The 17,681-nt window shown below is 59.5% G+C and carries 18 protein-coding genes; 7 read left to right on the forward strand and 11 right to left on the reverse strand.

Annotated features, from left to right (window positions below):
* The coding region (locus ACIP66_RS24410) for an RNA pyrophosphohydrolase (RefSeq protein ID WP_400651526.1) at positions 1 to 302 on the reverse strand (302 nt) is incomplete at its 3' end.
* Positions 303 to 445: 143 nt separating this feature from the next.
* On the opposite strand from ACIP66_RS24410, the gene ACIP66_RS24415 reads away from it, so the two are divergent.
* Entirely contained in the window at positions 446 to 1,102 is a 657-nt protein-coding gene (locus ACIP66_RS24415) for an HAD family hydrolase (RefSeq protein ID WP_400651529.1), read from the forward strand.
* 111 nt (positions 1,103 to 1,213) lie between these two features.
* On the opposite strand, the gene ACIP66_RS24420 is transcribed toward ACIP66_RS24415, so the two are convergent.
* Entirely contained in the window at positions 1,214 to 1,639 is a 426-nt protein-coding gene (locus tag ACIP66_RS24420; protein WP_159811913.1) for a DUF2269 domain-containing protein, read from the reverse strand.
* Between the two features lie 39 nt (positions 1,640 to 1,678).
* On the reverse strand, positions 1,679 to 3,193 hold the full coding sequence (gene ilvA, locus ACIP66_RS24425; RefSeq protein WP_212545109.1) for a threonine ammonia-lyase, biosynthetic: 1,515 nt from the start codon (positions 3,191 to 3,193) through the stop codon (positions 1,679 to 1,681).
* Between the two features lie 260 nt (positions 3,194 to 3,453).
* On the opposite strand from ilvA, the gene rpiA reads away from it, so the two are divergent.
* On the forward strand, positions 3,454 to 4,128 hold the full coding sequence (rpiA, locus tag ACIP66_RS24430; protein WP_007913886.1) for a ribose-5-phosphate isomerase RpiA: 675 nt from the start codon (positions 3,454 to 3,456) through the stop codon (positions 4,126 to 4,128).
* Positions 4,129 to 4,276: 148 nt separating this feature from the next.
* On the opposite strand, the gene ACIP66_RS24435 is transcribed toward rpiA, so the two are convergent.
* From ACIP66_RS24435 to ACIP66_RS24450, 4 genes are all read right to left on the reverse strand, one after another.
* Positions 4,277 to 5,194 (reverse strand): SdiA-regulated domain-containing protein, encoded by a 918-nt coding sequence (locus ACIP66_RS24435; RefSeq protein ID WP_400651531.1) that lies wholly within the window; start codon positions 5,192 to 5,194, stop codon positions 4,277 to 4,279.
* Positions 5,195 to 5,415: 221 nt separating this feature from the next.
* The gene (locus tag ACIP66_RS24440) at positions 5,416 to 6,339 is read right to left on the reverse strand and encodes an SdiA-regulated domain-containing protein (protein ID WP_400651534.1); all 924 of its coding nucleotides are present in this window, start codon (positions 6,337 to 6,339) and stop codon (positions 5,416 to 5,418) included.
* Between the two features lie 228 nt (positions 6,340 to 6,567).
* On the reverse strand, positions 6,568 to 7,233 hold the full coding sequence (locus ACIP66_RS24445) for a fumarylacetoacetate hydrolase family protein (protein WP_053124802.1): 666 nt from the start codon (positions 7,231 to 7,233) through the stop codon (positions 6,568 to 6,570).
* Between the two features lie 41 nt (positions 7,234 to 7,274).
* Positions 7,275 to 8,669, reverse strand: a complete 1,395-nt coding sequence (locus ACIP66_RS24450; RefSeq protein ID WP_400651537.1) for an FAD-binding oxidoreductase — start codon at positions 8,667 to 8,669, stop codon at positions 7,275 to 7,277.
* A 204-nt stretch (positions 8,670 to 8,873) separates the two neighbouring features.
* On the opposite strand from ACIP66_RS24450, the gene serA reads away from it, so the two are divergent.
* Positions 8,874 to 10,103: a phosphoglycerate dehydrogenase gene (gene serA, locus ACIP66_RS24455; protein WP_053124806.1), complete on the forward strand. Its 1,230-nt coding sequence runs from the start codon at positions 8,874 to 8,876 to the stop codon at positions 10,101 to 10,103.
* A gap of 120 nt (positions 10,104 to 10,223) precedes the next feature.
* On the opposite strand, the gene ACIP66_RS24460 is transcribed toward serA, so the two are convergent.
* Positions 10,224 to 10,649: a DUF4399 domain-containing protein gene (locus tag ACIP66_RS24460; RefSeq protein ID WP_053124809.1), complete on the reverse strand. Its 426-nt coding sequence runs from the start codon at positions 10,647 to 10,649 to the stop codon at positions 10,224 to 10,226.
* 135 nt (positions 10,650 to 10,784) lie between these two features.
* On the opposite strand from ACIP66_RS24460, the gene ACIP66_RS24465 reads away from it, so the two are divergent.
* Entirely contained in the window at positions 10,785 to 11,360 is a 576-nt protein-coding gene (locus ACIP66_RS24465) for a transporter substrate-binding domain-containing protein (RefSeq protein WP_400651539.1), read from the forward strand.
* An 87-nt stretch (positions 11,361 to 11,447) separates the two neighbouring features.
* Here the strand turns inward: ACIP66_RS24465 and ACIP66_RS24470 are convergent, their stop codons facing one another.
* Both ACIP66_RS24470 and ACIP66_RS24475 read right to left on the reverse strand, forming a co-directional pair.
* Positions 11,448 to 11,939, reverse strand: a complete 492-nt coding sequence (locus ACIP66_RS24470) for a DUF523 domain-containing protein (protein ID WP_400651540.1) — start codon at positions 11,937 to 11,939, stop codon at positions 11,448 to 11,450.
* Positions 11,939 to 12,571: a 2OG-Fe(II) oxygenase gene (locus tag ACIP66_RS24475; RefSeq protein WP_159811918.1), complete on the reverse strand. Its 633-nt coding sequence runs from the start codon at positions 12,569 to 12,571 to the stop codon at positions 11,939 to 11,941. The genes ACIP66_RS24470 and ACIP66_RS24475 overlap by 1 nt, the downstream gene beginning before the upstream one ends.
* Before the next feature lie 108 nt (positions 12,572 to 12,679).
* Here ACIP66_RS24475 and ACIP66_RS24480 point away from each other — a divergent pair, with 108 nt between their 5' ends.
* Complete coding sequence (locus ACIP66_RS24480; RefSeq protein ID WP_400651543.1) at positions 12,680 to 13,414, forward strand: DUF2059 domain-containing protein; 735 nt, start codon at positions 12,680 to 12,682, stop codon at positions 13,412 to 13,414.
* Positions 13,415 to 13,489: 75 nt separating this feature from the next.
* On the opposite strand, the gene ACIP66_RS24485 is transcribed toward ACIP66_RS24480, so the two are convergent.
* Positions 13,490 to 14,437: an alpha/beta hydrolase gene (locus ACIP66_RS24485; protein ID WP_400651545.1), complete on the reverse strand. Its 948-nt coding sequence runs from the start codon at positions 14,435 to 14,437 to the stop codon at positions 13,490 to 13,492.
* A 99-nt stretch (positions 14,438 to 14,536) separates the two neighbouring features.
* On the opposite strand from ACIP66_RS24485, the gene ACIP66_RS24490 reads away from it, so the two are divergent.
* On the forward strand, positions 14,537 to 15,115 hold the full coding sequence (locus ACIP66_RS24490; protein ID WP_053124820.1) for a DUF6436 domain-containing protein: 579 nt from the start codon (positions 14,537 to 14,539) through the stop codon (positions 15,113 to 15,115).
* A gap of 102 nt (positions 15,116 to 15,217) precedes the next feature.
* Positions 15,218 to 17,629, forward strand: coding sequence for a penicillin acylase family protein (locus ACIP66_RS24495; RefSeq protein ID WP_400651547.1), 2,412 nt, complete (start codon positions 15,218 to 15,220; stop codon positions 17,627 to 17,629).
* The last annotated feature ends 52 nt before the right edge of the window (positions 17,630 to 17,681 follow it).

The raw sequence follows: 17,681 nt of genomic DNA on the forward strand, positions 1-17,681 counted from the left end.
AGAAACCATGTCGGTTTCTGGCCGATGCACAGCGGTTGGCTGTGGGTACGCACCAGACGTTGCGGCAAACGATAGCGCAACCAGCCCCGGGTACAGGCCAGTATTTCAACATCTTCACGTTCCAGGCCAACTTCTTCGTTCAGCTCGCGGTACAAGGCGTCTTCCGGCGTCTCTTCAGGGTTGATTCCCCCTTGCGGAAACTGCCAGGCATCTTGATTGATACGGCGAGCCCATAGCACCTGGCCGGCGTCATTCGTCAGAATGATCCCGACATTGGGGCGGAAACCATCGGGGTCGATCACGGGCACAACCTCGCAAACGCATGTCGCCGCATTGTTCCACAAAGGTTGATGAGGCGGCAACGAAGCTTCCTACCTTATGTGCACTCTTGTGAAAAGACCGTATTCTTGTCGCCTTTTTACAGACTTATCAGCGGGTAACTGCAATGCGCCTGGCTCTATTCGATTTGGACAACACCCTTCTGGGCGGCGACAGCGATCACGCCTGGGGCGACTATCTGTGTGAACGCGGCTTCCTCGACCCGATTGCGTACAAAGCGCGCAACGACGAGTTCTATCAGGATTACCTGGCCGGCAAACTGGATAACGCCGCGTACCTGAACTTCTGCCTGGAGATCCTCGGCCGCACCGAAATGGCCGTGCTCGAGCAATGGCACAACGATTACATGCGCGACTGCATCGAACCGATCGTGCTGCCGCAGGCGCTGGAACTGCTGAAAAAGCACCGTGATGCTGGCGATAAGCTGGTGATCATTACTGCGACCAACCGTTTCGTCACCGCGCCGATTGCTGTGCGTCTGGGCGTTGAAACCCTGATTGCCACTGAATGCGAAATGGTTGATGGCCGTTACAGCGGGCGCAGCACGGATATTCCGTGCTTCCGTGAAGGCAAGGTGACGCGCCTGAATCGTTGGCTGGAAGAGACCGGGTATTCGTTGGACGACAGCTATTTCTATAGCGATTCGATGAATGATTTGCCGTTGCTGGAGCAGGTGGCGAATCCGGTGGCTGTTGATCCGGATCCGAATCTGCGGGCTGAGGCCGAGAAGCGTGGCTGGCCGGTGATTTCGTTGCGCGGCTGATATCGCCATCGCGAGCAGGCTCACTCCTACAGTTGACCGAGTTTCAACGTTGGAACGCGGTCAACTGTAGGAGTGAGCCTGCTCGCGATCGGGTCAACACGGTGTGAAGCCTTAAACAGGTTTTGCGCCCATCAACCCGGCAATCGCGACAAAACACACGAAACTGAACAACGCCAAAGCAAAGCTGAACTTGCCCACCCCGCCCGGCGCCTTGCGCAACCGGTTCAACCGCACCAGCAACCACAACCACGCCAGCGCCGCCACGGTGTACAGCACGCTCGACGCCAGAATCCACGTCTGCCCCAGCGGCCAGCCCACCAGATGCACCATCCACCAGCCGGTAAACGGCATGCTCAGCAGCGCCAGGCCCATCAGCAGCCAGACAAACACCCGTGGCCGTTGCAACGTGCGGCTGCCCGCCGTCGCATCACCTTTGCGCTTTGCGAGAAACACCCAGATCGCCAGACCCAGCGCACTCGCCAGCAATACCACGGTGGCGACCACGTGAGCCATCTTCAGGGCCGTTAACGTTTCCATTGTCAAAATTCCTTATTGCTTGCCCATCAGCGTAGCCGCTCAGCCGAGAAACAGCTGATAGGCCGGGTTCTCGCTTTCATCCCAGTACGGGTAGCCGATTTCCTCAAGCGCCGCCGGCACCAGATGACGCTCGTCGTGCGGCACTTGCAGGCCGGCGACCACACGGCCATCAGCGGCACCGTGGTTGCGGTAGTGGAACATCGAAATATTCCAGCGCCCGCCAAGCTTATTAAGGAAGTTGAACAGCGCACCAGGACGCTCCGGGAATTCGAAGCGGAACACCACTTCATCAATGACGTGCGCCGCGTGCCCGCCGACCATGTGGCGGATGTGCAGCTTGGCCAGTTCGTTGTCGGTCAGATCAGTGACCGGGAAACCTTGCTCGGTCAGGCTCGCCAGCAGTGCGCTGCGCGGATCGTTTTCCGGGTGGGTCTGCACGCCAACGAAAATGTGCGCTTCGCTGCCGGTGTTGTAGCGGTAGTTGAATTCGGTGATCTGGCGCTTGCCGATGGCTTCGCAGAAGTTTTTGAAGCTGCCGGCCTTCTCGGGGATGGTCACGGCGATGATCGCTTCGCGGCCTTCACCCAGTTCAGCGCGCTCGGCGACGTGGCGCAAGCGGTCGAAGTTGACGTTGGCGCCGGAGTCGATGGCGACGAAGGTCTGGCCACTGACGCCACGTTGCTCGACGTACTTCTTGATCCCGGCTACGCCCAAGGCGCCGGCAGGTTCGGTGATCGAGCGGGTATCGTCGTAGATATCCTTGATTGCCGCACAGATCTCGTCAGTGCTGACGGTGATCACTTCATCGACGTAGTCTTTGCAGATGTCGAAGGTGTGCTGGCCGATCTGCGCCACCGCCACGCCGTCGGCAAAGATGCCCACTGTTGGCAGAACGACGCGCTCACCGGCAGCCATCGCGGCCTGCAGGCAGTTGGAGTCGTCCGGCTCGACGCCGATGACTTTGATGTCCGGGCGCAGGTATTTCACGTACGCGGCGATACCGGCGATCAGACCGCCGCCACCAACCGGGACAAAAATCGCGTCCAGCGGCTGCGGGTGCTGGCGCAGAATTTCCATCGCCACGGTGCCCTGCCCGGCGATGGTGTGCGGATCGTCGTACGGGTGAATGTAGACGTAGCCTTTTTCATCGACCAGTTTCAGCGAGTAGGCCAGCGCTTCCGGGAACGAGTCGCCGTGCAGTACCACTTTGCCGCCACGCGAACGCACGCCTTCGACCTTGATCTCGGGGGTGGTTTTGGGCATGACGATAGTGGCTTTTACGCCCAGCACTTTCGCCGCCAGGGCCAGACCTTGCGCATGGTTGCCCGCCGACGCGGTGACCACGCCACGGGCGCGCTCTTCCTCGGTCAGTTGGGTCAATTTGTTGTAGGCGCCGCGAATCTTGAACGAGAACACCGGCTGCAAGTCTTCGCGCTTGAGCCAAATGTCATTGCCCAGCCGCTCGGAGAGCTGGCGAGCGTTCTGCAGCGGGGTTTCTACGGCAACGTCATAAACGCGCGAGGTGAGGATCTTTTTGACGTACTGTTCGAGCATCGGAAAGCATCACTGAGCGGGTTGGGCAGGGCCAAGGAGTCTAACCCGGCTTTTGCCCGGGCGACCACACGAATCCAGAGGTTTTAGCCGCGCCTTAAAAGATCGCAGCCTGCGGCAGCTCCTACAGAATGCATGCGATTCCTGTAGGAGCTGCCGCAGGCTGCGATCTTTTGATCTGCCAATAGGACAATGACCTTCCCAGCCATGGGGCCTATAATGCCGGCCTTTCCGTTCTCACCTTGCCCGCTTCCGGAGCCCGCATGACCCAGGATCAACTCAAACAGGCAGTGGCTCAGGCCGCCGTCGACTTCATCCTTCCGAAACTCGACGACAAGAGCATCGTTGGGGTCGGCACCGGCTCCACCGCCAACTGCTTCATCGACGCCCTGGCCCAGCACAAGGGCGCGTTCGATGGCGCGGTCGCCAGTTCCGAAGCCACCGCCGCGCGCCTCAAGGGCCACGGGATTCCGGTGTATGAGCTGAACACGGTCAGCGATCTGGAGTTCTACGTTGATGGCGCCGATGAAAGCGACGCGCACCTGAACCTGATCAAGGGCGGCGGCGCAGCTCTGACCCGCGAGAAGATTGTCGCGGCCGTGGCCAAGACCTTCATCTGCATCGCCGACGCCAGCAAACTGGTGCCAGTGCTGGGTGAATTTCCGCTGCCAGTCGAAGTAATTCCGATGGCCCGCAGCCACGTTGCCCGCCAACTGGTGAAACTGGGCGGCGACCCGGTGTACCGCGAAGGTGTATTGACCGACAACGGCAACATCATTCTGGATGTGTTCAACCTGCAGATCACCAACCCGGTGGAGCTGGAAGCGCAGATCAATGCGATTGTTGGCGTGGTGACTAACGGCTTGTTCGCGGCACGTCCGGCGGATTTGTTGTTGCTGGGTACATCTGAGGGCGTGAAAACCCTTAAAGCTGAGTAAGCCAAACTGCCCACTATTTATGGGCAAATGAAGTTCCCTTGTAGGAGTGAGCCTGCTCGCGATAGCGGTGTGTCAGTTGATATCGATGTTGACTGACACTCCGCTATCGCGAGCAGGCTCACTCCTACATTGGGTTTTGTGGTGTTGGCTAGGGCTGTGCAGGTTTTTTGAAGACGTAAAACAGGTTCGGCTCGCTCACCATGTACAGCGTGCCATCGTCGTCCATCGCAATGCCTTCCGCCTGCGGCACGGTTTTCTTTAGACCCTGCCGGCCACCACTGATGGACATCGTGCTCAACGGCCGCCCATCGACATCCAGTTCCAGAATCAACCGAGACTCATCCGACAGTGCCAGTAAATGGCCGCTGCGTTCGTCGTACTGCAAACTCGACAGATCACGCACAAACATCCCGGCATCGCGCTTGGGGTTGTTGATCACGTGCACCGCGTAGGATTTTTCCGGGTTGAAGTGCGGAAAACCATGCACTTCGTAGATCAGCATCGGGTCGCGCTCTTTCGCCACGAACAAGCGCTTGCCCACCGAGTCGTAAGCCAGACCTTCAAAACCCTTGTTGCCGCTCATGTGCACGCCGAGGGTCATCTGCTCGGCATCCGCCGCATCGAGGAACGTGGTGCCTTCTTCCAGATGAATCTTGATCAGCCGCTGCTCACGCTCGTCGGTGATCACGTAGGTGTCGGCGCTGATGAATTCGACAGCCTCCGCATCGCCAAAGCCGATCAGCGAGATGCGCCGCAGGATCTTGCCTTCCAGCGACAGCTCAACCAGCTCGGCATTTTTGTTGGTCACGGTGAACAGGCTTTTGCGCACCGGATCGAAGGTCAGCGCTGACACATCGTCGTCCAGACCATCGATGACCCGCGCTTCGATTTCCACACGGTATTGATCCAGACCAATGGATTCGGTGCTTTGCGGTTGCCATAGGGTGTGCAGGTTGAACCAGGCACGCTCGAACAGGCGCAGGTATTGGCCGATCGCAATCAACGCGATCAGCGCAATCACCGAGACGATGATGACCAGAGGTTTGGGACGGACAAGTCGACGCATTCGGGCGGGCTCGGAATCAAAACAGGCGGATGAAATATCACGCCCGTCTGAACTGAAGCTTAATGGCCACTTGCCTCCGAGGACAACCAGACTTGTCTGAAATTGATCGTTCCCACGCTCTGCGTGGGAATGCCGCCGGGGACGCTCTGCGTCCGACAGTCAAAAGATCGTCCGAACGCGGCCCGAACCTTCGGCAGCTCCTACAGGATTCGAGGAGGCCGTTATTTCTGTTTTTCGAAGCGGTAGAACAGGTTCGGCTCACTGACCATGTACAGCGTGCCCGCCTCGTCCATGGTTACGCCTTCGGCGCGCGGGATGGTTTTTTTGATGCCGTTGAAGCCGCCGAGCAAAGTCATGAAGCTGACTTGATCGCCCTTCTCATCCAGCTCCAGCAATAGATGCGAATCAGCGGACAGCACCAGTGTGTGGCCGGTGCGCGGATCCACCGCCAGCGCCGAGAGATTGCGGATGTCCAGCTCATCGCTGGCGAGTTTCTGCTTGTCGCCCGTCAGCGTTTGGGTGCCGTCGCTTTTCCAGGTGAACAACGCCGGTGGCCGTTCTTCGCCCAGCAACAGTTGCTGATTACGCGGATCCCAGGCAATCGCTTCGAAGGCTTTGTTCTGGTCTTTCGAGGGGCCGAGGTCGTATTTGGGGAAGTCGGCGATGTTCAGTTCGCGGGTGTCGGCGTCGACTTTGACGATCGAGAGTATGTGCTCGCGCTCATCGACGATGGCCATCAGGCCGTTTTCCATCACGGTCAGGCCTTCCGGATTGCTCCAGCCCTTAAGCGGCATTTTGCGCAGCACGTCGCCTTGCAGGCTCAGTTCGGCGAGGAACGGATTTTTGCCCATTACCGAAAACAGGGTTTTGGTCTGCGGGTTATAGGACAGATCGGAGGCTTCGTCTTTCTCCATGCCCGGCAGCAACTTTGCGTCTATCACTGCGTGGTAGTCGGGCAACCAGACGCTTTCCTTTTGCTCGGTCGGGCTCTCGAAACGCTCCAGCACCCAGAGCACGCCACGGTCATCCCAATGCATGGCGAACGCCAGGCCATAGGCGGCAGCAAGGGCCAGCGCCAGCCAGGAATACCAACGCAGGGCAAAACGTGAACGGCGGGCGGATTTGAGCTGAGTTTGAGATGACATCGAGGGACGCGTTCCGAAAATTCAGGCTATGGGTAATAGCACAAAGAGGCCGGCTCAGACGCCAGATTTTCCGGAATTATCCAGACAGGATGTGAAAAAAACGGCAAATGGCGGGATTGCGGTATGCGAAGACGTAAGATCAAAGATCAAAAGATCAAAAGATCGCAGCCTGCGGCAGCTCCTACAGGGATCGGTGTAGGAGCTGCCGCAGGCTGCGATCTTTTGCGGTTAGCGAACGCTGCTGTTAAAGCTGCTCGCGCCGACCAGTTCCAGGACGATGTCGTCGCCCACATTCAGCGGGCCGACGCCCACTGGCGTGCCAGTCAGGATCACGTCACCGGCCTGCAGCGAGAAGCAGCCGGCCATGTGCTGGATCATCGGCACGATCGGGTTGAGCATCGCACTGCTGTTGCCGTCCTGGCGGACTTCGCCGTTGATGGTCAGGCGAATGCCGATGTCGGTCAGGTCAGCGAAGGTGCTGCCGACCACGAACGGAGCGATTACTGCCGCGCCGTCGAACGACTTGGCGATTTCCCACGGCAGACCCTTGGCTTTCAGCTCGGCCTGCTTGTCGCGCAGGGTCAGATCCAGCGCCGGGGCGAAACCGGAAATCGCATCCAGCACTTCTTCACGGCTCGGCTTGGTCGACAACGGCTTGCCGATCAACACGGCGATTTCCGCTTCGTAGTGCACCGAACCGCGCTCGGTCGGAATGGCGAAACCGCCTTCCAGCTCAACCACGCAACTGCCCGGCTTGATGAACAGCAACGGCTCGGTAGGCACCGGGTTGTCCAGTTCCTTGGCGTGTTCGGCGTAATTACGGCCAATGCACACGACTTTCCCGATCGGGAAGTGGATGCGCGTGCCGTCGACGTACTGGTGCTGATAGCTCATTTACCGACTCCTGCCTTCATTGATTCATCAAAGATTACAGATCAAACCGCGAAGATCTTGCCCGGGTTCATGATGCCGTTCGGGTCGAACACCGCTTTTACCGCTTTCATGTACTCGATCTCAACCGGCGAGCGGCTGTAGGTCAAGTAATCACGTTTGGTCATGCCGACGCCGTGCTCGGCGGAGATCGAACCGTTGTACTTCTCGACGGTTTCGAACACCCACTTGTTGACGGTCGCGCACTTGGCGAAGAACTCGTCCTTGCTGAGGTTATCCGGCTTGAGGATGTTCAAATGCAGGTTGCCGTCGCCGATATGGCCGAACCAGACGATTTCGAAGTCGGGATAGTGTTCGCCGACGATCGCGTCGATTTCCTGCAGAAATGCCGGCACTTTCGACACGGTGACCGAGATGTCGTTTTTGTACGGCGTCCAGTGCGAGATGGTTTCGGAGATGTACTCGCGCAGCTTCCACAGGTTTTGCAGTTGGGTTTCGCTCTGGCTCATCACCCCGTCCAGCACCCAGCCCTGCTCGACGCAGTGCTCGAAGGTTTCCAATGCGCTGTTGGCCACTTCTTCAGTGGTCGCTTCGAATTCCAGCAACGCGTAGAACGGGCAATCGGTTTCGAACGGCGCCGGTACGTCGCCACGGCCCATGACTTTGGCCAGGGCTTTGTCGGAGAAGAATTCGAACGCGGTCAGGTCGAGCTTGCCCTGAAAGGCGTGCAGCACCGGCATGATCGAGTCGAAATCGGCGGTGCCAAGGACCATCGCGGTGAGGTTTTTCGGCGCGCGATCGAGGCGCATGGTCGCTTCGACGACGAAACCCAGCGTGCCTTCAGCGCCGATGAACAGCTGGCGCAGGTCGTAACCGGTGGCGTTCTTGATCAGGTCTTTGTTCAGTTCCAGCACATCGCCCTTGCCGGTGACGACTTTCATGCCAGCCACCCAGTTGCGGGTCATGCCGTAGCGAATCACTTTGATCCCGCCGGCATTGGTGCCGATGTTGCCGCCAATCTGACTGGAACCAGCCGAGGCGAAGTCGACCGGGTAATACAGGCCTTTTTCTTCGGCGACGTTCTGCAAATGCTCGGTGACCACGCCCGGCTGACAAACGGCGGTGCGGTCAGTGAGGTTCACGTCGAGAATCTGATTCATGTAATCGAACGAGACGACCACTTCGCCATTCGCCGCCACCGCAGCGGCGGAAAGCCCGGTGCGCCCGCCCGACGGCACCAGCGCGACCTTGTGTTGATTGGCCCAACGGACAACCGCCTGCACCTGTTCAATGGTCTTGGGAAACACGATAGCGCTCGGCGCCGGGGCGAAGTGCTTGGTCCAATCCTTGCCGTACGCATTCAGGGAGTCGGCGTCGGTGAGGACTTTGCCAGGCTCAACCAGGGTCTTCAGTTCATCAATCAGGGCAGGATTGGTCATCGACAGAACTCTCGAACAATTCATGGTCATCCTGAGAACGCTTCACGTCGCAGGAATGAGTGTTTAGCGGGGAGGCTATGCTAGCATATCGACCCCGCAGGACAGTGCCTAAGGCCAGATCCGCGGAGACGACATTCTTGTCGTCCGGGTCAGCGTCTGTTGACCATTTCCTGCCATTTTTCTCCGGGATACAGGTTTACGCAGATGAGCAAGACTTCTCTCGATAAGAGCAAGATCAAGTTCCTTCTTCTCGAAGGCGTCCACCAATCGGCTGTCGACGTCCTCAAGGCGGCGGGCTACACCAGCATTGAGTACCTCACCGGTTCTCTGCCGGAAGCCCAGCTCAAGGAAAAGATTGCTGACGCTCACTTCATCGGCATTCGTTCGCGCACGCAACTGACCGAAGAGATCTTCGATCACGCGAAGAAGCTGGTAGCGGTCGGCTGTTTCTGCATCGGCACCAACCAGGTTGACCTGAGTGCTGCCCGCGAGCGCGGTATTGCCGTGTTCAACGCGCCGTACTCCAACACCCGCTCCGTTGCCGAGCTGGTGCTGGCCGAAGCGATCCTGCTGCTGCGCGGCATCCCGGAGAAAAACGCTTCTTGCCACCGTGGCGGCTGGATCAAATCCGCAGCCAACTCCTTCGAGATCCGTGGCAAGAAACTGGGCATCGTCGGCTACGGCTCGATCGGTACTCAGTTGTCGGTTCTGGCTGAAGGCCTGGGCATGCAGGTGTATTTCTACGACACCGTGACCAAGCTGCCGCTGGGCAACGCCACTCAGGTCGGTAACCTGACCGAGCTGCTGGGCATGTCCGACATCGTCACCCTGCACGTTCCGGAAACCGCTGCGACCCAGTGGATGATCGGCGAGAAGGAAATCCGCGCCATCAAGAAGGGCGGCATCCTGATCAACGCGGCGCGCGGTACCGTGGTCGAGCTGGACGCCCTGGCGGACGCGATCAAGGACAAGCACCTGATCGGCGCGGCCATCGACGTGTTCCCGGTGGAGCCACGCTCCAACGACGAAGAGTTCGAAAGCCCGCTGCGTGGCCTCGACAACGTGATCCTGACCCCGCACATCGGTGGTTCGACCGCCGAAGCGCAAGCGAACATCGGTCTGGAAGTGGCAGAGAAACTGGTCAAGTACAGCGACAACGGTACTTCGGTTTCGTCGGTCAACTTCCCGGAAGTGGCCCTGCCGGCTCACCCTGGCAAGCACCGCCTGCTGCACATCCACGAGAACATTCCGGGTGTGATGAGCGAGATCAACAAGGTCTTCGCCGAAAACGGCATCAACATCTCCGGTCAGTTCCTGCAGACCAACGAGAAGGTTGGCTACGTGGTGATCGACGTCGACGCCGAGTACTCGGATCTGGCGCAAGAGAAGCTGCAGCACATCAACGGCACTATCCGTAGCCGCGTTCTTTTCTGAGAACAGCTACAAGCCGCGAGCGACAAGCGACAAGTGATGTTCGCTTAGCTTTTGCTTGAAGCTCGTAGCTCGCAACTCGCCGCTGATAAAAAAAGGGAGCCCCGAAAGGGCTCCCTTTTTTTATTCGACGTTAATGGTGATTTTCTTCGAGACGATTGGCGGGTCGAACGCCATGTGATTCTTGTCACCCAGCTCCAGTTGCAAGGTGTGCTTGCCCGGGGCCAGTTTGATTTCAGCAAAGGTCTGCGCCTTGCCGAAGTGCATGTGGTTGGCGTCAGTCGGCACCACAGCGCCGGCCGGAACGATTTCCTTGGCGTCGATCAGCAGATGGTGGTGACCGGTGTTGGCGGTGACGTCACCGGCCGGTGCCAGCGCGACGTCCTTGGTACCGAACTTGACCTTGAACTGCTGGGAAACCGTGGCTCCGTCCTCGGGAGAAACGATGAACACTTCGGCACCTTTTGGCGCAGGGGTGGCAGCACTGGCCAGCACCGAAACACCCATCAGCACACCGGCCAATGCTGCACGTGACATAAAGCTTTTCATTTTCTTCTCCAGTTTTTCCGTAAAATCCGCACGGTCATGACAACTTCATGACCATTCGTTGTCGAAGGCACTCGACAACCATAGCAAAGCGAGCCTGAATCAGAGCATCGCGATAATGATTTCAAAGGAGTGACCATGCGTTTTCTGCCTGGCCTGATCTGCCTGCTACCCCTTCTGAGCCCGTTGGCTCACGCCGAACTTATAGATGACGTCAATGATCGCGGTGAGCTGCGCATAGCCCTTGAGGCTAATACACCGCCCTTCAATTACAAGGACGATGGCGACAAACTCACGGGGTTCGAGGTCGAGCTGGGGCAAATGCTCGCCAACGAGCTGGATGTGCGCGCCGACTTCATCGTCACCGACGAAGCCGACCTGTACCAGGGCGTTGAAAGCGGCAAATACGACGTTGCGCTCAACCACATAGCACTGACCGCCGAACTCAAGGATCGTTTCGACGTAGAGCCTTATGGCAAGGTCGAGGCGCAGATGCTGGCGAAGAAGGATGAGCCGGCGCAGCCGCAACCGATGGTGCTGGTGCAGGCGTTGACGGATGCCAAACCGAAGGCGAGCGCGCCGGTGGAATTGGCGATTCCGTTTCAGAAGGGTAACCCGGCGTTTCACGCCAGCCTTGAGAGCGCGATGCAGCGGATCAGGGCGGATGGACGCTTGGCGGCGCTGTCCGAGAAGTGGCTCACTGAACCCAAGTGAAACCTGTAGGAGCTGCGGCACGCTGCGATCTTTTGATGTTGATTCGAAAGATCAAAAAGATCAAAAGATCGCAGCGTGCCGCAGCTCCTACAGGTGATCGAGTTGGGTCAGGGCTTCTGCGGCTTGCGGGAGTTCGAGCTCGCTGAAGATTTGCACGCCATGGCGCTTGAGCAGTGCAGCGGTTACGCCTTCGCCGGTGACTTTCACGCCACTGAACGTCCCGTCATAAGTCAGCAGGTTGCCACAGGATGGACTGTTGGCTTTCAGCACTGCCACGCGGATGCCGTGTTTCTGCACCAACGCCAGCGCCTGCCGCGCACCGTCGAGAAACTGCGCACTGACGTCCTCACCCTCGGTGGTGATCACCGCAGCAGTTCCATCCAGCACCTCAGCGCCCTGCCCTCCGGGAATCTCCGCTGCCGCCCGTGGCGTCGGCAAACCGCCCGCCACTTCCGGACACAACGGCACCACGCGCCCTTCGGCAATCCACTGCTCGAGCAAATCAAACGGCCCGCTCGCGCCACCGTCGTAACGCACGCGATGACCCAACAGGCAGCGGCTGACCAGAATCTTTTCCATCAGAACGGCTCGTTGCCACGGCGGCGGAACCAGCCGGTCAGCGACAGACGTTCACGGTTCGCCGGCAGCACTTCGTGCGGCACTTCGCCGGAGAGAAACACCACCAGACAACCGCCGGTAGGTTGCACGTCGTGCACGCGCTCGTCGTTCAGGTACATGCGCAACTGACCACCGTCCTCCGGCAGCCAGGCGTCATTGAGGTAGACCACCACCGAGACCATGCGCTTGTCATCGTCGCGAAAACGGTCGACGTGCCGGCGATAAAACGCACCGGGCGGATACAGGGCGAAATGGCATTCAAAATCTTCAAGGCCAAGGAACAAGCCACGATTGAGCGCCTCGCGCAGGCTCTCCATCAGATTCAGGTAACGGTCACTGGACTCGGCCTGGCCGGGGTCGATCCACTGGATATGGTCGCCACGAATCCCCTCGCGAATCTCTGAAAACGGCCCACGGCCAACCGCTGCCGGCGCCAGTTCACCTTCGGCCTCGCGTTTACGGCACTCGGCCGCCAACTCGCGGGTCAAACCGGCGGGCAGGAAAATGTTCTGCTGCGACCAGCCGTGATCGGCCAGGTCGTCGACAATGCGTAACAGCAGCGGGTGTTCAGAGGATATTTGCATGGCGCGCATAGTATGCCGCCGGCGAAAAATCCGACAGAGCCACGCAGCGGCTTGATACGAATTCTCGACAAGTAACGGCACCGCACGGAGAATAGTCCGCTGCTGACAGGAGTCCCTATGCGCCGTTTGCTTTTTTCACTGTTGATGTTCTGTGTTTTGCCCGCCTGGGCGGACGGCCACGATCAGCTGTACAAGGTCGCCGGCTGGCCAGAACAACGCGCGCATTTCAACGACGCCCTGACGGCCGCCCAGCAGCGCTATCAAAACAGCCTGCCGCCCGCCGTGTTTCAAGCGCTGCTGAACAACAGCAATCAGCGCTTTGCCCCGCAGGCCGTGGATCAACGCGCCGAAGCGCAACTGCGGCAGAACCTCGCCGACCCGAAACCGGCGCTGACCTTCTTTCAATCACCACTGGGCAAAAAAATCGTCGCCGCCGAATTGCTCGCGACCCGCCGCGATCAACTGGCGAAAAACGCCAAAGGCCTGCCGAAGATGCAGGTCAGCGACAGCCGTCTGCTGATCATCGGCCACCTCGCTCAAGCCTTGCCCGCGCGTGAAGCGGGCGCCGAAGTGAGCCTGGCGATTGCCGGCGTCGCGGCAGACAGTTTGAGTTCGATGATTCCGGGATTGCTTGGCGGTGGTCAGGCGCAGAGCATGTTGAACGGTCAGCGTCAGCGCCTGATGGATCAGATTGGCGCGGACATGAACAACACGCTGCTTTACGTTTATCGCGACTTGTCGGATGAAGAGCTGGAAGAGTTTGCGACGTTTGCCGAATCGGCTGAGGGCAAGGCTTATTATCAGGCGGCGCTGGCGGCGATTCGGGCGGGGTTGGCGGTTGGCCAACCCTGAAAGATCGCAGCCTTCGGCAGCTCCTACACCGATCCATGTAGGAGCTGCCGAAGGCTGCGATCTTTTGATTTTGCTCTAAAGATTCCGCCCCCTGATCCGCTTGCTCAGAAACTCGAAATACTCCTCTCGCATCTCCACCGTCTCATTCGCCAGATGATGCCGCGCCTCCGCCAGCAGCAGAATCTGCGGCCGATCAAACTTCCACTTCAACACCTGCAAATTGTGCTGCCAGTCCACCGTCATGTCCGCCTGCCCCTGAATGATCAGCGGCCGTCGCGGACTTTTTTTCGCGTGTTCAACCCGCACGATCCAGCGTGACAACGCCCCGACCCACGCCGTCGGCAAGCGTTTTGGCTGCAACGGATCCTTCAGCAGAAACGGCAGAAATTCCGGGTCATTCGAGTTCTCGCTGAAGCGCCGCGCGATGCCTCGAACAAACGGCCTCAGCACGTAATAACTCAGCTGCGACCAACCCCACGCCCGAGGTCGCACCAGCGGCGACAACAAAATCACCTGGCCTTGCGCCGGACTGCTCTCGCCATGGTTGAGCAAATGATCAACCACAATCGCGCCGCCGGTACTCTGCCCGCACAAATGCCACGGCTCAGGCAGTGCAATCGAACGCGCTTCGGCGAACAACGCTTGCAGGGTGTCCTGATATTCGGAGAAGTCGCGGATGCTCGCGCGCGGCCCGCTCGACAGACCATGGCCCGGCAAGTCGCAGGCGATCACGGCAAAATCCTGATCCAGCGCCCACTCGATCACATGCCGATAGAGCCCGACGTGATCGTAAAAACCGTGCAACAGAAACAGCGTCGCCTTGACCTTCTCCGGCCACCAGCAATGGCTGACCAGTTCGTAGCCATCGACTTCGAAACGGCCCATCCCACACCACAAATCGCGCTCGGGAAAGTCAGTCTGATAGAAGCGCTGATACGCCTTGGCCTCCTCCGACAACGGCTGCCACTCAGCCAACGGCTTGAGGCTGGCGCGTATTTGATCGGGGTCGAAAGTGGCAGGCATGCAAAGATTCCAAAACGGTAAACAGACTTTATCGGCCTGCGATATTCATCTGTCGCGGCAAGCATGGCAAGCTAGCCCACCTCTTTGGGATCGAAAACCATGCGTTCGCCCTACCGCACCGCACTGTTTGCCAGCCTGCTCGCGCTTATTTGTGCCGGGGTGCTGTGGGCGGCGTACGACTGGTTTCAGGGTCGTTACCTGCGCGCGTTCAGCGAACACACCGCGGTGTTTTCCGGTGATCCGCTGCGCCTGCCCGATGATCTCGCCGGGCCCGGGCCGATTCGGCTGGTGCATTTCTGGGATCCGGCCTGCCCGTGCAACGTCGGCAATCAACAGCACCTGACCGAGATGGTCGAGCAATTCAGCGCCAAGGGCGTCGAGTTCTTTGCTGTGCAAAGAGCCGGCAGCCACGGCCAGTTGCCCGCCACGCTCAGCAGCTTGAAAACCCTCACGATCTTGCCCGGCTCCGAGCAAGTGCCCGCCAGCCCGGCCGTGGCGATCTGGGATCGCAGCGGCAAACTGGCGTACTTCGGCCCGTACAGCGAAGGCCTGACCTGCAACTCCAGCAACAGTTTTATCGAACCAATCCTCAACGCGCTGACCGACGATCGCCCGGTGAATGCCACGCACACTTTGGCGGTCGGCTGTTATTGCCCGTGGCCGGTGGAAGCGCAGTAAGGCATTCCGGACTTTTCGAGGACAGCACTGCACGGCACAGATGGACTGTGCTAATTGTTTGCAGCCCGACGGGCGGCAATCCCGCAAGCACAAGGAGTCACCATGAAGCGCGTGTTCACCGTACTGGCCCTGCTCATCGTTGTTCTGCTCGCCGGCGCCGGCTGGTATGTCTACAGCAAACAACCGACGCGACAGGGTCAGGTCGAACTGCGCAACCTGCAGGGTTCGGTGACCGTGCGCTACGACGAGCGCGGCGTGCCGCACATCCGCGCCGAAAACGAAACTGACCTCTACCGCGCTCTCGGTTATGTGCATGCGCAAGATCGTCTGTTCCAGATGGAAGCCATGCGCCGCCTCGCCCGTGGCGAACTGGCCGAGGTGCTCGGGCCAAAACTGCTCGATACCGACAAGCTGTTCCGCAGCCTGCGCATCCGTGAGCGCGCTGCCAGTTATGTCGCCAGCCTCGATAAACAGTCGCCGTCGTGGAAGGCCCTGCAAGCCTATTTGGATGGCATCAACCAGTACCAGGACACCCACGCCGCGCCGATCGAGTTCGACGTGCTGGGCATCCCGAAACGGCCGTTCACTGCTGAGGACAGCATCAGCGTCGCCGGTTACATGGCTTACAGCTTTGCCGCCGCGTTTCGTACCGAGCCGCTGTTGACCTACGTGCGCGATCAACTCGGCGCTGACTACCTCAACGTCTTCGATCTCGACTGGCAGCCCAAAGGCGTGCTCGCCAAAGGCCACAGCACATCGACGCCGACCCTCGCCGCCGGTGACTGGAAAGACCTCAACGCACTCGCCCGTCTCAGCGAACAAGCGCTGATCGACAACGGCTTGCCGCAGTTCGAAGGCAGCAACGCCTGGGTGATTGCCGGCAGCCGCAGCCAGAGCGGCAAACCGCTGCTGGCCGGAGACCCGCACATTCGTTTCTCGGTGCCGTCGGTGTGGTACGAGGCGCAATTGTCGGCGCCGGGTTTTGAGCTGTACGGCCATCATCAGGCGCTGGTGCCGTTTGCGTTTCTGGGGCACAACCTCGATTTCGGCTGGAGCCTGACCATGTTTCAGAACGACGATCTGGATCTGATCGCCGAGAAGGTCAATCCGGACAATGCCAATCAGGTCTGGTATCGCGGCCAGTGGACGGACATGGTCGTCAGCGAACAGCAGATCAATGTGAAGGGCCAATCGCCGGTGACCCTCATCCTGCGCCAATCGCCCCACGGCCCGATCGTCAACGACGCACTCGGCACTGCAGCGGGCAAGACGCCGATTGCGATGTGGTGGGCGTTCCTCGAAACACCGAACCCGATCCTCGAAGGTTTCTATCAGCTCAACCGTGCCGACACGTTGGCCAAGGCCCGCGCGGCTGCCGCAAAAGTGCAGGCGCCGGGGCTGAACCTGGTTTACGCCAACGCCAAGGGTGACATCGCCTGGTGGGCTTCGGCATTGCTGCCCAAGCGCCCGGCCGGGGTAAGGCCGGAATTCATTCTCGACGGCAGCAGCAATCAGGCCGACAAGGACGGTTTCTACCCGTTCAGCGCCAACCCGCAGGAAGAGAACCCGGCACGCGGCTACATCGTCTCGGCCAACTTCCAGCCGCTGTCGCCGACCGGCATGGAGATTCCCGGTTACTACAACCTCGCCGACCGTGGTCAGCAACTCAATCGCCAGCTTAGCGACAAGAACACCAAGTGGACCAACGAGGCCAATCAGAAACTGCAACTCGGCACCGCGACCGGTTACGGCCCGCGCGTGTTGGCGCCTTTGCTGCCGGTGCTGCGTGAAGTGGTGAGCGATCCAGCGCAGCTGAAACTGGTCGAGCAACTGGCGCAGTGGCCGGGTGACTATCCGCTGGATTCGGTGAGTGCGACGGTGTTTAGCCAGTTCCTCTACGACCTCGCCGATGCGGCGATGCGTGATGAATTGGGCAATGATTTTTTCGACACGCTGTTGTCGACGCGGGTGATCGATTCGGCGCTGCCACGACTGGCGGCGAACGCTGATTCGCCGTGGTGGGATAACCGCAACACGCCGGCCAAAGAGACTCGCGCTGATGTTGTGCGCACGGCGTGGCAGGCGAGCATGCAGCACTTGAAGCTGACCCTCGGCGACAACACTGCCGAGTGGAAATGGGGCGCGGCGCACACGCTGACGCATGGCCATCCGTTGGGGCAGCAGAAGCCGCTGGATCGGATTTTCAACGTCGGGCCGTTTGCGGCGCCGGGCAGTCATGAGGTGCCGAATAATCTTTCGGCGAAGATCGGCCCGGCGCCGTGGCCAGTGACGTATGGGCCGTCGACGCGGCGCTTGGTGGATTTTGCGGATCCGGCGCATGGGCTGACGATTAACCCGGTTGGGCAGAGTGGTGTGCCGTTTGATAGCCACTATGACGATCAGGCTGAGGCATATGTTGATGGGATTTATGTGCAGGCGCATTTCAGCGAGGAAGAGGTGACGGCGAATACGCACAATACGTTGAAGCTGTTGCCGAAGCGGGCTGCGCAGTAGTTCTCGATTTGCTGGGCTGGCCCTATCGCGAGCAGGCTCACTCCTACAATTG

It is taken from the genome of Pseudomonas sp. NPDC088429 (assembly GCF_044753305.1).
In the GTDB taxonomy this organism is placed as follows: Bacteria; Pseudomonadota; Gammaproteobacteria; order Pseudomonadales; family Pseudomonadaceae; genus Aquipseudomonas; species Aquipseudomonas rustica.